Origin of the sequence: Nonlabens sp. MIC269, from assembly GCF_001430865.1 — a bacterium.
GTDB classification, from domain to species: domain Bacteria; phylum Bacteroidota; class Bacteroidia; order Flavobacteriales; family Flavobacteriaceae; genus Nonlabens; species Nonlabens tegetincola.
The window spans coordinates 1,507,697-1,522,302 of the sequence record NZ_CP011373.1 but is presented as its reverse complement, the minus strand read 5'-3'; the positions used below and the strand labels follow the sequence as shown (position 1 = coordinate 1,522,302).

Below are 14,606 nucleotides of genomic sequence, written 5' to 3'. Positions count from 1 at the left end.
ACTCAAATGATTTTGGCAAGTAGTTGTAACAAATCTTGCATTTCGTTTTTAGTGTTAAAGGAGTGCAGGCAAATACGCAACCTCTCTTCTCCTTTAGGAACTGTAGGTGATAGTATGGCTCTTACATCAAAACCTTTTGCTTGCAATACACTAGAGATTTGTTTTACTTTATGGTTATCTGGTATAATACATATTTGTATAGGTGTTACGCTTTCGCGAAAGCGTAATCTCAATCCCATTCTAACTATACATTTATTGAAAAACGCAATGTTTTCTTGCAGTTGTTTAACGATTTCAGGTTGGTCTCGTAATTTTTTATAGGCCGATTGTATACAAGCAATTGCGTGCGGTGGAATAGCCGTAGTGTAAATGAAAGGTCGAGAATAGTTTATCAAATATTCTTTGAGATCCTCACTACCTAGAACTGCTGCGCCGTGTGCGCCCATCGCTTTTCCATAGGTGATGATACGTGCAAAAATTGCTTTATGCAAGTTTAAAGACTGCGCAAGTCCTTCTCCTTGATTTCCATGAACTCCTAGACTATGAGCCTCATCTAGGATGAGGTGAGCATTTTTAAATGAAGCAGTAATTTCTATTAATCTGGCAAGATCGGGTGAATTACCATCCATAGAAAACACGGATTCGGTAAGGATGTAAACCTCTCTATCTAGTCCATCATGAAACTTCTCAAGTAAAATTTTAAGATGATCTAGATCGTTATGTTTGAATTTAAGTGCCTTGGCTTTAGAAAGCTGTATTCCATCTCTTATACTAGCATGAACTTTTTCATCGTAAAGAATAAGATCCATACGATCTGTAAGTGATGAAATTACTCCTAGATTTGCATCATAACCTGAGTTGAAAAGCAATGCTGCCTCAACATCGTGAAAGGCTGCAATTTGTTGTTCTACTTGTGTGTGGAATTGACTGTGACCCGTTATCAATCTAGAGCCTGTCGATCCTGATGGAAAATATTTATGTTCTATTTTAAGAGAGTTGGAAAAGCCGAGATAGTCATTTGAGGCAAAATCAATTTTCTCATGAACCTCGCTTAATTTCCTTAGACTTCCTGAAAAATGCCTGAGTCCAATTTTACGATAAAGTTTATCTGGTAACACGTTATAAATGTAAGGATTAAACGTGATATTTTTTTACTATTGATCGGCAGCGTGCCACTCTGCATAACTAGTTTCAGTTTCTCTTAATCTAAGAGAATGTAGCTGTATTTCCTGTGGTAATCGTGCCTTAATTTTATCAGCAAAATCTAGGATCATCATCTCGCTAGTAGGCTGGTAATCTACAAGTATAACCTCGTGACCACGATCTGATAATTCTTTTGCCAGTTCTACGTGTGGTGTGTTTTTGTTAAATACAGTTGCATGATCAAATGGGTCTACGATTTCCTCTTTAACAATTTTCTTTAAGTCTCCAAAGTCGATTACCATACCATGCTTTACATGTCCTAGCTCATCTTTTGGTGTGCCAATTACGGTTACCGCAAGTTTATAACTGTGTCCATGTACATTACGACATTTACCGTCATAACCGTATAATGCATGACCAGTTTCAAATGTAAATTCTTTAGTAATACGTACCTTTTTCATCGACGTTTTCTTTTCCATTTATTATATAACACCACTACAATAAGAACGATTCCTAAAATTAGGAAAAGTCCATTACCACCTAGAAAGCCTAAAGCATCTGACCACGTCATGATTCGTATAATTTTGTCGCAAAGATAAGTTTTTACTTGGGTTGTCTACCTATCCTTTGTGTTTATAGAAGTTCTTTTATTTTTTGTTTAAACTTCAAATGAAGTAAAACCGATCGTCCTAGCATCCAAGCAAAAAAAGCGAGCCAGATAGCAAATAACTTAAGATTAAAGTAGTCTAAAATTAGTAAAACAGGTATGAAAACAAATCCTGTAAGAATCCATAATAAATTACGCAGGTAACTAGCCTCGCCCCAACCTTTAAAAATGCCGTCATAAACAAAAGCTACCGCGTTGATGGGTTGCATAACAAGCACAAGCCAAAATGTAATGGATAAAAGCTTTAAAACCTCACTATTATCTGTGAACAAATGTCCTAGAAAGGGATAGGCTACACCGCAAAGTATAGCCAAAATTAACGCAATCGCAATTCCATAACCGTTAGTCTTTTTTGATAGGTACAGTAACGAATCTGGATCTTTGGAGCCCAGAAGTTTTCCACCTAGTGCATTTCCAGCATTAGCAAATCCATCAATTAAAAAGGAGAAAAACAGCCAGATATTCATGAGAATGGCGTGTGTGGCCGCTTGTTCTATCCCGTAATTGTTTGCATATCGATAGGATAAGTAAATTGCCACATTGATGGCAAGAGTGCGTAAAAAGAAATTTGCAGTAAGTTGAACGTGCTTTTTAAGTAAGTATAGATTATTAAAATCTGGTAGGGTGATCCTATAACTAGTTTTTTTATAAAGAAAAAATAGAGCTACCAGGAGCAACGTGGCTTGTGCAATTACACTAGCAATTGCAGCTCCTTCTATCCCATAGGATTCGGAAAAAGGACTTCCTAGTACTAAAATATAGGTAAGAATAATGTTTACCGCTGCACCTGTTAAGCTAGCTATCATAGCCCAACTTGTATTTTGAATTCCTCTAAAGATTCCAAAAATCGCAAATGCACATAGAGTAAATGGAAACCCAAAAGCTCTTATTTTATAATATGAAACAGCAATGTCTAAAACTGGTTTCTCATTGGTATAAAAGTGAAAAATAGTTGGCGCAAGGAAATAAGTAATCACATAAATAAGTAATCCCAAACTTATATTCAACCATATAGCTTGGGGTATTAAAACGGATGCTTTAGTTAATTCACCAGCACCTAGTGCTCTTGATACAATACTAGAGATACTTGTTTTTGTTTGTGCGATTGTCCAAATAATTGCACTTAAAAAGGATCCCACAGTTCCCACAGCAGCTAGCGAAGTAGCAGAGTTTTCTGGTATTTGTCCAATGATTGCGAGATCAGTTAAGCTTATAAGCGGCTCTGCTATTCCTGCAAAAATTGCAGGAATAGCGAGTGACAAAATTTGAGATGTTGTAATGTTTGGTTTATTTTGCACACTGCAAACTTAATATTTCAAAATAAAAGGGGAATTAGCTCAGTTGGCTAGAGCGTTTGACTGGCAGTCAAAAGGTCACCGGTTCGAGCCCGGTATTCTCCACAATAAAAAAAACTAAATAATTGATAATTAATCAAATAGAGTTTTAAAGTTCTTTTATTTGTACGATTTCTGTATTGCTAGAGAAATAGACTCTTAAAAAATGCCGTTAAGGTTACTGTATTTATCTAGTGTCTTACCCTGCTTAAAAGCGATGAGGTTAACGATCTTATTTTCTTTGCTGTTATATTCTAGTTCTACAAAAAATCTGTCGATTGCGTAAAGGTTAAATCTATGAATACCGTTAATATAATTATCTAAATAAATACCTGACTTATTTAGTACCTCATCGTATTGCTTTTGCTGGTTTAGTTGATTAAACTCGTATAAAGTCATAAGAAGTAGATAACGCCTTTATAAATCCAGTAAGTAATGAATATAATACCACCAATGGTGATGGACATCTTAAGACGTTCTTTATATTGATTGTGATACGGGTCTTGCACTCTTATAAACTAATAATTTAACTTTTATTTCTTAGTCCATTATATTCATATTCCTCTAAAGCCTTGATAATCTTTTTAATTTGACCTTTATTCAATCTAAGACTTTCATAATAAATAACTTTTTGCTTAAAGCCATATCTAGTAATATTTACACCTTTAAATTCATGCGTTATATCTTGGTCTTTTTTAGTTTTTTCCATTTCTAAGACTTTCAGTCCTTCGAGCATCAGGTTTATGGCATCTGCTTTGTTCGAAACTGAAAAAGAAAGAATATCAACAGTGTACTTGTATTTTGGATTTTGATATCCAAACCATATTATACCATCTTCGGTAATTTCTTTTATAGTTAAACCACTGTTTGCTGTTTCGTAAATAGGTGATTTTGTAACAGTTTGGGAATAGGCAAATGAAGAGATAAGCAATAAAAGTATAAAAGATACATTCGAAACTTTCATAAAAAGAATTAATTTATTTACGTGAATCAATGTAATACTTTTTTATCGAAAAGAAAACAAATTTTTCTAGTGCGTCAATACTTCTGCTGTCTGAACTGGCTATAGAATGATAAAAATTGATTAATCAAATGTATCTATTATATTAGTACAAACAATAAGAAATAACTATTTGATTTTAGAGCATTAAAAAAGTCTTTTAGGGGTTCATTATTTCTACAGTATCTTCATTTTCTTTTCTTATAGCTTATAGATTGTTATTGTGTTGTCTAACTATAACGCTGGATTTAAAATAATGGTAGAAAGTTCCCATTCCATAACCGTAATTTGACTGTAATGCTCGTGTGTAGTCTTTGTTTAGTCTATCATATTCGTAAAGAGATGAATATTGACTTATGAAGTGTGCAAGTTGCCTTCCAGTTTCGCCGTATTCGTTTGCTATTGCACAAAGTATAGAAAACCATTGTTCATTATCGCCTGTTATGTCAATTGCATACCTTTCAATTGCTTTAAGACATTCGTCAAAGCTGTCTTTATTTTTAGGATTGTAGCTTATTTTTCTTTTTGGTGCTGTTTTCTTTTCGTGAACTATTTTTCTAGTGTAGATTTTCGGCTGGTGGTTAAGATATGCATCAGGATCATAGGAGTAACCTCGTAATCTTGAAACGTCTTTACATGACTTGTCAATAATAATATCAAAGTCTTTTTTGAAATCCTGTTCTAATGCGTAGAAGTGCGCTTTGTGATTAACTGGATCTTCAATAGGTATAAGCGCAAATATACCGTTACCGCTTACGGAATATGATGCAAAAGCTACCTGCTCAATTTGAGATATTAAACTTTTAGCATAAGCCATGTCTAACGCTAGATTATCTTTTTTATCAATGTCTACACAAATAAAACCACTATGAGTTTTTAAATTCTTTGCAGTTCTTTTGTCCTCAAAAAGTCCACTAGGGGTTATCGCTGGTAATTTCGATTTTAAGGTGTCTACTATCTTTTTATTTGTAGCATTTCTTATTTGGATAACCTCATCTTTATATTTAGTAGAAGTTAAGAAGTCCAACAAAATCACATCTTTAGGAATTGTATCACTATAACTATTAAAACAACTTACTTTTTTGTCTAAAATCATGTTATTAAAGTTTAATGGTTTAAACCAATTTATTTAAACCTATTATCAAAGGTTTATCAGTTTATAAGCCTATGTATAGGCTTAAACTAAACCGATAGAAACTAAAAACAATGTGCTAATTAAACAAATGATGCTAAAATTCAATACTATCGGGTGTGTCATATTTTCCTAGCTTATACGGTTTTTTTGGTTCATCCTGTATAATCCAATTATTACGCTTACATAGTGTTATTAATTCCTTAGCTTTATTAGTTCCTATCGTATTCTTAAAGTCATTTTTGAACTGATATTTTATTTCTCCTACTAGTCTAGAGTATGATAACTCTTCATTCTTAGAATAGATAGCATTAAGCATTGAAAAAATTTTATAGTCGGCTATATTATCAAAGTCAAGTTTATTAGTGTCTTTCGTAGTTTTTACTTCAAAGTCTTCAATTAACTGGGGAATATTGTCCACGATTTCAAAAGCAAATTTTTCAGGTTCTCTATTCCTACATCCTTGAGCCTCTACAATAGAAATATCGTCATTGCCATCCGACTTTCTTACGCTCAAATGTGTTTCACATTTATTTATTAATTCAGTACCAATATGTCCACGTGCATTATTATCACTTTTATTTTGGTGCAATACAACTATTATAGCAATATTTAGGTCTTCACTCCATTTCATTAATTTAGATACTACCATTGTGGCCTGATCTTCATCATTAATCGATGTGATAAGATCTTTTATACCATCAATAATGCAAAAGCCTAAATTATCAGTATTATAAAGTGCATATTCCAACGCTTTAAGACGTTCTGACGGCTTATGTTTTCTTAATGCTAAAACATCTACATTTTGTAATAAATCTTTATTAGACATCTTGCAAATACGTTTATACAATAATTGTACGTGGTACTTACTTTGTTCTGTGTCTACATAGATACCTTTTTTATCGTTCACGCATCCTTTTATGTTGTTTACAATTCGATCGCTTACAAGTGATGCAGTTAGCATGGTCATAAGAAATGATTTTCTACTTTTTGCTTTACCACTTATTAGCATAATGTTTTCTAGTGTACACAAAATCCGCTCATCATTATCAGTAATTTGCACTAACGCTGGTGATGGTGGTCTTAATTCCTGCGCTGGATCAATTCTAGCATCATTTAACAAAACATCTAAGTCAATAGGTGTTTCGTTGTCTAAAAGGTGTAAAACGTCCCTTAAATTAATTTTATCTAACTCCATAACTAGAACAGGCTAAGTTGATTTGACTTCGGGAATAAATCGGTGTTCGCTGTATATTCATTTACATGATTAAATCCAGTAATTGAGCATTTGCGTTGTCTTAGAATTGCAATTTTATTTTGCTCAACTAGTTTTCCAATATATCTACAAATATTCTCACGCATTATACCAGTATACACATCTATTTCTTTCATAGTCATAGGTTTGACTAATAAAGCATTGTAAACCTGTTTTAATTGTGCTTGACAAATCGTATTTTTATCTTGTCCGTTTCCGTTCGGATTAAGACTATAGTATTGCTTGTTCATAGCCTTTATTTTTCAAGTAGAGTTAACGATTCCAGTATCTCGGTTTTTTTATAATAACGACGGTTTCCTATACCATACGCTTTAACCTTTCCTTTATTAGTCCAATGAAAAAGTGTACTCGAGTTAATTTGTAAAAATTTACAAGTTTCATCCCTGGTAAGAAGTTCATCAATATCACGAGTGTTAAGGTGTTCTTTAAAATCCTCTAATTGACTTTTTACGCTATCTTTAATCAACTCTGTTAAATCTTCAAGAGTGGCTTGAATAAGAATACTACTATTAATGCTATTACTTTTCATTGCTTTCCTTTTTAGAGTTAAACAAATCAATTTCTTTAGCATCAAAAAGAAAAAACTCTTTATGATTGTTGACTGGTGAGAGTTTACCAGCTTTTACTAGAAACGCAATATTGCGTGCGGTGTAACCTAGCCTTTTGGCTACTTCTTTAGTGCTTAAAAACGTCATATTCACGTGTTTAAAAATTATTAAATACGCAAATGCTTAAGAAGACTTTAAAGATTATTGATAAATACAAAAGATATTGTATTTTTGTAACGTTATTAGGTTAGTTTTCGACCGCAAACCTTATAACGTAACGATATAATATCTAAAAGCATTTGTGAACTTCGCATTTGCTTTTTTTTTGCTCACAACAGAACTTATAAGAAGTTCTTTTCTTCAGTACGCAAGATAGTTACTCAATTTAGTACAGTAAAATATAGTTGTGAACATTGTTTTATTTTCAGATAAAATCGTAAAAATCTGAAAACCAATAAGATGTATTTTTAATTATCCAAAATTCTGAAATATGTTATAAACAATTTACCCTATAAAAGCTTTGATCTATTAAATTAAAAGTAGTTAGTTATCTCTAATGCCAAATCCTTATTGCTTTTACCAATGTAATTTAAGAACATTGTTTCGGTACTGTGTCCAGTAATATAGATAAGGTATGTTGTCGGAATTATGCCATAAAAATTAGTTGCAAAACTTCTGCGTCCAATATGACTCGTAACAAGTTCCCATTTAGGGTAGATTCCTTGTTTCTTTCTGTAAATCCCGCTTTTAGGTTCAGTTTCTAATATCTTACTGCCTTTGGTTAGGTCGTTAAGCTTTGCAAGCTTGCAAACTTTTTTAATATAATCGTTATATTTTTGGTCTGAAATCCTATAAGGGAACTTTCCGTTTCTTTTTCCTAATATCTCTAGTATTTTTGGATGTAGTGGAACGGTCATATTTTTTCCAGTCTTTTTTTGAGTAAATTCAATAAGGTGACGGCCGTCTTCAATTCTTATTTGCTTATCTGTAAAACGCAAAAAATCTGAAACACGTTGCCCTGAATAACAACTAATAATTAACCAGTCCTTTGCATTTTCAAGGCTTTCAGTTAATTTGTCTTTACTTATATTTTCAATTTTTTCAATGTCTGAGAGTGTTAAATAGACTTTATCCACTTTTTCTTTTTCAAGTTTCAAGTCATCTAATTGTGGACTAGTTTCAAGACCCAAAAATCGAGCGTGTTTACAAAACGTTTTTATAATTGCAATTTCTTTTTGCATTGTGTTTTGAGCATACATTTCTTTTTTTTGAAAGTTTACAAACTCATTTTTAAAACTCTCATTAACGTCTTTAATTAATATCTGCTTTTTGCGCTCCTTTTCAAATCGTTGTAGCTTATGTTTGATTACATTATACTTTCGTTTTGAGGTTTCTTTTATTTCATGCTGTCTGTACTTAACATAAAAATCAATGTAATTAATCAGGTTAGTTGGTACGTTTTTGTCTTGTTTTTGTGGATTATAGTAATTGTCGATTTGAGTTTGTAACCAATCTTTATTTACTTCACTAGGATTAATGGAACTAAAAGCTTTTAGAATGTAGTTTTCTATCTTATTAAGTTCTGTGTTTGTTTCTGTCTGTTGGTTGGTGATTTCAATATCCTTTGACCTTTTACGATGCTGTTTTGTCCAGTAATGCTTCGATACTTCAAATTTTGTCTTTACGCCAAAAACATAGTCTTTACCGTTATAACGAAATAATAAACGCAAATTTAAGTTTGCGATGTCTTTAGTTGAACGATATAGAAAATTAACAGATGCCATATAAAGAATGATTACAATACAAATTTAATATATTTGTACGGTTCTTGTACGGCAAATTGCAATCTGTTTAAAAATGAATCAAGCTAAAACAAAGAATAAAACAACTATAAATAGTTGTATTTATTGCAATTATAATATTAATATAGTGTTTTGGGTGGATTCTGAATATAGCTATTTTGCATTATAGTGGTACGGTATTCTCCACTTTACTTATTTAAGAAGTTTAAACTACATTGTACCACACGTTGTAGGTCATTAGGCAAATTACTTCTATTCCAGGGATGTACGGCACCAAAAACATGATTTGCGCCATTTATTAAAGCCATTTCTGCGAGAGAATTAGCTTGTTTTAATCTATATGCTTCGTTGATAGAAACTGTTGGGTCTAATGTTCCATGAATAATAAGATGCGGACAATTTAACCGTGTGGCTTGGTCTAAAATTGTAAGCTCGTTTTCATGAGCTATAAAGTCTTGATAGAATTGATAATAAAGAGGCATTTCCTGTTGGGTGCGGCCATTTTTAATGTACATAACGCCCTTATTCTCCCAATCTTTTAATTCTGTTCCACTAGGAAACCTTGATTTATAGTCTGCGACACCAGCAAGTGTGATTAGCTTTTTTATTCTTTTATCTTTAGCAGCGGTTATTGTGGTGATTCCACCAGCCCTAGAATGTCCCATAATTGTTATATGATCATGATCAATAGGTAAATTACTAGAGGTTATTAAATCTAGCATTCTGGTTGTATCACGTAGTTCAATACTGTAATTATTATTGCCAAAGGCCTCTAAATCTGGAAAATCTATAGGTTGTTTTAAGGTACCGCCATTGTGGGAATAATTGAACTTGATTGTGAGATATCCCGCTTTCGCGAAAGCGGAACACATCAAATCCCACGCACCCCAATCTTTAAAACCTTTAAATCCATGACAAAACAAAATGACCGGATGTTTATCAGATACTTGTGGATCAAAAACGTCATATACTAGAGGACGATCATTTTCCCCTAAAACGGAAAGATTTCTTGTGACTTTCATACTAAACTGTTTTTTCAATTATAGGTTGGTTAGGATCCATGATGTCACTTAACAGTAGGAAAAGTTGTTTTTCAAATTGGTCTAAAATTTCTACCGTGATTTGATGTTTGTTATCCACTTGCTCATCAGAAAATTTAATGAACTTCTCTTTAAAATTTTTAAAGCTAATGATACCAGCTTGATCTGGAAGCACGCCGTATTCTTTTTCATATAAATATGCATACATGAGTACTTGAAAGGCCTTACTATACTCATAATTTAGTATGATATCTTGATAATTAGCATCCTTAATTTTGAGTTGATTGGACTTAACTTGTCCTGTTTTATAATCAATAATACGTATTTGATTGTTATACAAATCAATACGATCTACATTTCCACGTAAGTGTATAACTCCTAATTCAGGATGGTCAATATGTGCTCTTATATCCTTTTCTAAAGATTTAATGATGAGCTCACTACCTGCTTCAATAGTTTCTAAATCTAGTTGCAATAGTTTGTTAATATATTTACGGCACACCTCAAAAATTATTTTGTTTTTGCCTGTAGGAATTTGGTTGGTATTATAGGTTTTATAATAGGCTATTTGTAGTTGTTCATCGACCTGCTTAAATAATAATTTAAAATGTTCTTTTTTGAGTACTTGATTGATATAGGGTTTGTATAATTCTTCTAGAGCAGAATGGATAATGGTACCCATCGTATTTGCTTCAATATTCTCTTCTACTTCTTCTAATTGATCTACACGCAAAACTTTTTGACGGTAAAAGTCTAAAGGATTGCGCACAAAGCTAGTTAATGCACTAGGGCTAAAGCCGCTTTGAGCAATCTCTTTTAATCGGTTGATCAAATGATCATTTTTATCAATAGAAATGAGTTCCCTAGAGTGAATTTCATTAGGCACCTCATAGCTTTCAATCATAAGTTGATGGTCATTTTCTTGATCGTTTATCAGTTGAACCAGAAATCGACTTTGTTCTTTTTGACCTATACTAGACTTAGTGTCTGAATTAAATATAAAACTTGCTTTTTGTACTCTATGTAATAGTCTATAAAAGTGGTATGCGTATACACTGTCTTTATCAGAATAGGTAGGTAGTTCAAATTCTTTTTTTACATCAAAGGGAATATAGGAGTTAGTTGATTTTCCTGCTGGTAACGTACCTTCATTAACCGATAACATAATTACATTCTTATAATCCAAACCTCTCGTTTCTAAAAGCCCCATGATCTGTAGACCTTGTACTGGTTCCCCTATAAAATCGAGCGTCTTTGAACTTATTAGTTTATCATAAAGAAATTCAACTGTACGATAGTCACTTATTTCTGGGTAGTCGCTTAAAAGATTCTGTATTTGTGTGATTACTTCATAAATACCAACCAATTGTTCAAGCTCAAAACGTTTGTTTTTTTGATCAATCAAAACGTTTTTTGCATGAGTAATAAACTCTAAGGCATACTTTACTAAATCATTAGGTTTATTTAAAGGTTCAAATAATTTAGACCATGGCTCGTCTACGACGTCAGCAATTATTTGTTTATTTAGAACGACTAAATTTTCTTGATGGATTTTATTTTGTAGGGTATTTGAAGATTTTGAAAGGACTGTTTTAAATAACAGTGTATTACACAAGGCTTGAACATCTTTATAATAAAACCCATTGTTTGTCATGCTTGTATACAAAGTCACAAGCTGTTTAAAAAAAGAACTGTATCCTACCGTTTCTAGAGGTAAGCCCATGGTAATATTATAGTGTTCTATTTCACTAGGGAGAGCATTTATTAAGGGTATAAGTAATTTTTCATCGGCTAAAATGATGGCAGTCTCACTGAGTTCATTGTTTGGTAGCTCAAGTAATTTTTTTATAGCTATTTGAACTTGAGTAAGATTTCCACTAGCGCCGGTAATATGGATTTGTTTGTTTTTTGAGTAATTGTCACCAATAAACTGTGGACTGTTCCTTTCAAAATACTTCCAAGTATTAAAGTGTTTATTTAAAAAGTTACCAGCTTCATGGTACGGTCTAGACAAAAAATATTGGTCTGTATCCCAATAAATTTTTGCCTTTCCAGTATCTAATAATTCCTTTATAATATTTTCTTCTGCTGTGTTAAGAGCATTGAGACCTAGAAATACATAATTATCTTTTAGATTGGAAGCATTGTTCATTATAAGCTCGTGAGCTTGTCGATAAGCTAATCCCTGATAGGATATACCAATTTTTTTACACTCATCTACTAGGGCTTGATAATATAAATGTAAGCGCTTCCAAAATTTTAAATAATCGGAGACCATTTTAGTAGGATTTGCCTCTAAGCTCCAGTGTGAATCGCTCAACTCTTTAATGTTACCTAAGTAGGTAAAGAATCTGTCAGTTGGTATGATATAGCGATCTATTTCATTGAAATCTTGTAATACCGTCATTGCCCAAGATAAAAAGCTTTCAAAACTTTCTGCCTGAACTCCTTCAACAGATTTATATGCTTTATAAAAATGAGGAATGATTTCAAGATCAGGCTTTATTTCAAGCCCTGATTCTCTAGAAACGAATTCCTCAATACTTAAAATTTCAGGTTGAATAATAGGTTGATCATAACGGCTAGCTATATACCTGGTAAGGAAAACTCCAACTCTTCTTGATGGTACTATATAAGTAAGTTCTAGGAGGTTTTCACCTTTTCTTGTAAGGTCGTCAATTATGTGTTCAAGGAAAGTTTGCATAAGTGAAAAGTACTAAGAAGTGTAATGTTTATCAATTAAAAAACCCACTCTTTTTCAAGAATGGGCTTTTCGTTTTTTGATTGTTAAAAGTTTATCTCTTCGTGATCGTGAATTCTGATCGACGAGATAATTCGTATTCATCTTTGGTACATTTTTTAGCTGTACAATCAACGATAGGGTTTTCTTCACCACGACCTTTGGCTTCTAATCTTGATGAGTCAATACCTTGTGATACCACATAATCAACAATAGATTGAGCGCGTCGTTGTGTAAGAGCTAGGTTGTACGAGTCAGAACCTCTGATATCTGCATAAGTTTCAGCTAGTACTTCTAGAGTTGGATATTTCTTCATTAAGTTAACTAAGCGATCAAGTTCAAGCGCAGCATCAGGTCTAATATTTGACTTATCTAAATCAAAGTATATTTTATTAAGAATAATCTTTTCTTCAACTATTTCTGGTTCTGGCATCATAGTAACTTCAACCATTGCGGTTTCCTCTTCTGCAATAGTTAATGATGCTTCACCACTTTCATACTTGTCTTTTGCGCCACGAGCAGTAAGCTCTTTATTACATTCAACCATAAACACGGCTTCTCCATTACTATCAGTTGTTTGGCCTGGCATAGTCATACCATCAGCATCTTGTAAGGAAACGATAGCACCTGGAATAGGTTGATTCGTTTGTTCATCAATTGCTTTAACAGTTACAGCAACTTCGCAAATTTCAATTCGTGTAGCACTATAAATATCATCACCACCTTTACCGCCTTTGCGGTTAGATGAGAAGAATCCTTTTCCAGTATTTTCAGAATATGAAAAAGCAAAATCGTCTAATGATGAGTTGATAGGAGCGCCCATATTAGAAACTTCTCCATCTTGATATTTGAAAATATCAAGAGCACCTAGTCCTAGATGTCCATTACTTGAAAAATATAATGTACCATCCTCTGCAATGTATGGGAACGAATCGTCACCAGCTGTATTAACCTTAGAACCTAGGTTTACTGGGTTAGAGATTTTACCATTATTAAGATCGGCTTTGTAAATATCAGATCCACCTTGTCCACCTGGAGCTTCACTTGCAAAATAAATAGTTTTACCATCTGCAGTGATGCTAGGATGACCTACACCATAGGCTCTTGCTTCTAAAGAAGTAGTTTGAACATCTTTCCACTCACCGCCTACATTTGTAGCTCGATAGATGTTAAGTTTACTTTCACCATCTTCAGCTTTTTCATAATCACCATTGTAGTAATCTACTCTTGTAAAGAACATGTACTTTCCGTCAGGAGTAACCGCTAGTGTACCTTCGTGATATTTAGTGTTAACGTCTCCTTTTACAAGATTTGCTTCACCTACCACACCAGCTTCATCAACAGTTGCTTCGTATATATCAAGGTAAGGTTCTTTATTCCAAGAGTAATTACCTCTTTTTTCATTACGTGAACTTGAGAAATAAACTTTATTACCTACCTGAACGGCCGCAAAGTCACTAGACTCACCGTTAGCTTTAAAAGCTTCACTGGTAAATCCAGGCTCCATCGCCATGATATCATTAAGGTAATTAGGATTTGCTTTAAACATTTTTGCTCTATCGTCGTTTGGAGCAGCACTAGCAAATTGTTTCATTATAGTGTTAGACATATCAGTCTTACCATTTGCTTTTAAGGTTTGTGCGTATCGATAAAGAGTTTCTGCGTCTCCTCCTTTTTTAACCGCACGAGCATAATTGCGCTCCGCATTAGTAAAGTCAGAGTTAAAGTAGTACGCATTAGCTAATTGAGTGTATACATACTCAGAACGCTCACCATTTTTAAGGACTTTTTCATAAGCCTTGGCAGCATCCACATAACGTAATTGGTCATATAGTTTGTCTGCTTTTTTAGTAGCATCGCTTTGCGCGAAAGCATAAACTCCAGCAAACAATACAATAAATATGAAGGTAAATTTTTTCATGAT

The 14,606-nt window shown here is 33.2% G+C and carries 13 protein-coding genes and 1 tRNA gene; 1 reads left to right on the top strand and 13 read right to left on the bottom strand.

Annotation, left to right across the window (positions count from 1 at the left end):
- Positions 1 to 2: 2 nt before the first annotated feature.
- The 3 genes from AAT17_RS07140 to AAT17_RS07130 form a co-directional block, all read right to left on the bottom strand.
- On the bottom strand, positions 3 to 1,118 hold the full coding sequence (locus tag AAT17_RS07140; protein ID WP_060523433.1) for a pyridoxal phosphate-dependent aminotransferase family protein: 1,116 nt from the start codon (positions 1,116 to 1,118) through the stop codon (positions 3 to 5).
- A 36-nt stretch (positions 1,119 to 1,154) separates the two neighbouring features.
- Positions 1,155 to 1,604, bottom strand: coding sequence for a 6-carboxytetrahydropterin synthase (locus AAT17_RS07135; protein WP_042276583.1), 450 nt, complete (start codon positions 1,602 to 1,604; stop codon positions 1,155 to 1,157).
- A 172-nt stretch (positions 1,605 to 1,776) separates the two neighbouring features.
- Positions 1,777 to 3,108, bottom strand: a complete 1,332-nt coding sequence (locus AAT17_RS07130) for an MATE family efflux transporter (protein WP_060523432.1) — start codon at positions 3,106 to 3,108, stop codon at positions 1,777 to 1,779.
- Positions 3,109 to 3,136: 28 nt separating this feature from the next.
- On the opposite strand from AAT17_RS07130, the gene AAT17_RS07125 reads away from it, so the two are divergent.
- Positions 3,137 to 3,210: transfer RNA gene (locus AAT17_RS07125), tRNA-Ala, on the top strand.
- A gap of 460 nt (positions 3,211 to 3,670) precedes the next feature.
- Here AAT17_RS07125 and AAT17_RS07115 read toward each other — a convergent pair.
- The 10 genes from AAT17_RS07115 to AAT17_RS07075 all read right to left on the bottom strand — a co-directional run bounded on the left by AAT17_RS07115 (position 3,671) and on the right by AAT17_RS07075 (position 14,603).
- Entirely contained in the window at positions 3,671 to 4,108 is a 438-nt protein-coding gene (locus tag AAT17_RS07115) for a hypothetical protein (protein WP_060523430.1), read from the bottom strand.
- Between the two features lie 244 nt (positions 4,109 to 4,352).
- The gene (locus AAT17_RS07110; RefSeq protein WP_060523429.1) at positions 4,353 to 5,240 is read right to left on the bottom strand and encodes a BT4734/BF3469 family protein; all 888 of its coding nucleotides are present in this window, start codon (positions 5,238 to 5,240) and stop codon (positions 4,353 to 4,355) included.
- A 133-nt stretch (positions 5,241 to 5,373) separates the two neighbouring features.
- The gene (locus tag AAT17_RS07105; RefSeq protein ID WP_060523428.1) at positions 5,374 to 6,474 is read right to left on the bottom strand and encodes an AAA family ATPase; all 1,101 of its coding nucleotides are present in this window, start codon (positions 6,472 to 6,474) and stop codon (positions 5,374 to 5,376) included.
- A gap of 2 nt (positions 6,475 to 6,476) precedes the next feature.
- A complete protein-coding gene (locus tag AAT17_RS07100) occupies positions 6,477 to 6,782 on the bottom strand; it encodes a hypothetical protein (protein WP_060523427.1) in 306 nt (101 codons plus the stop codon).
- A 5-nt stretch (positions 6,783 to 6,787) separates the two neighbouring features.
- Complete coding sequence (locus tag AAT17_RS07095) at positions 6,788 to 7,081, bottom strand: helix-turn-helix domain-containing protein (RefSeq protein ID WP_060523426.1); 294 nt, start codon at positions 7,079 to 7,081, stop codon at positions 6,788 to 6,790.
- Positions 7,071 to 7,247, bottom strand: a complete 177-nt coding sequence (locus tag AAT17_RS13300) for a hypothetical protein (RefSeq protein WP_157539244.1) — start codon at positions 7,245 to 7,247, stop codon at positions 7,071 to 7,073. The genes AAT17_RS07095 and AAT17_RS13300 overlap by 11 nt, the downstream gene beginning before the upstream one ends.
- Before the next feature lie 386 nt (positions 7,248 to 7,633).
- On the bottom strand, positions 7,634 to 8,884 hold the full coding sequence (locus tag AAT17_RS07090) for a tyrosine-type recombinase/integrase (protein WP_060523425.1): 1,251 nt from the start codon (positions 8,882 to 8,884) through the stop codon (positions 7,634 to 7,636).
- A gap of 206 nt (positions 8,885 to 9,090) precedes the next feature.
- Positions 9,091 to 9,924, bottom strand: coding sequence for a S9 family peptidase (locus tag AAT17_RS07085; RefSeq protein WP_060523424.1), 834 nt, complete (start codon positions 9,922 to 9,924; stop codon positions 9,091 to 9,093).
- A 1-nt stretch (position 9,925) separates the two neighbouring features.
- Positions 9,926 to 12,646 carry a PD-(D/E)XK nuclease family protein gene (locus tag AAT17_RS07080; protein WP_060523423.1) on the bottom strand — a complete coding sequence of 907 codons (2,721 nt, stop codon included), beginning with the start codon at positions 12,644 to 12,646 and terminating at the stop codon, positions 9,926 to 9,928.
- A 91-nt stretch (positions 12,647 to 12,737) separates the two neighbouring features.
- Complete coding sequence (locus AAT17_RS07075) at positions 12,738 to 14,603, bottom strand: OmpA family protein (RefSeq protein WP_060523422.1); 1,866 nt, start codon at positions 14,601 to 14,603, stop codon at positions 12,738 to 12,740.
- Positions 14,604 to 14,606 lie beyond the last annotated feature (3 nt).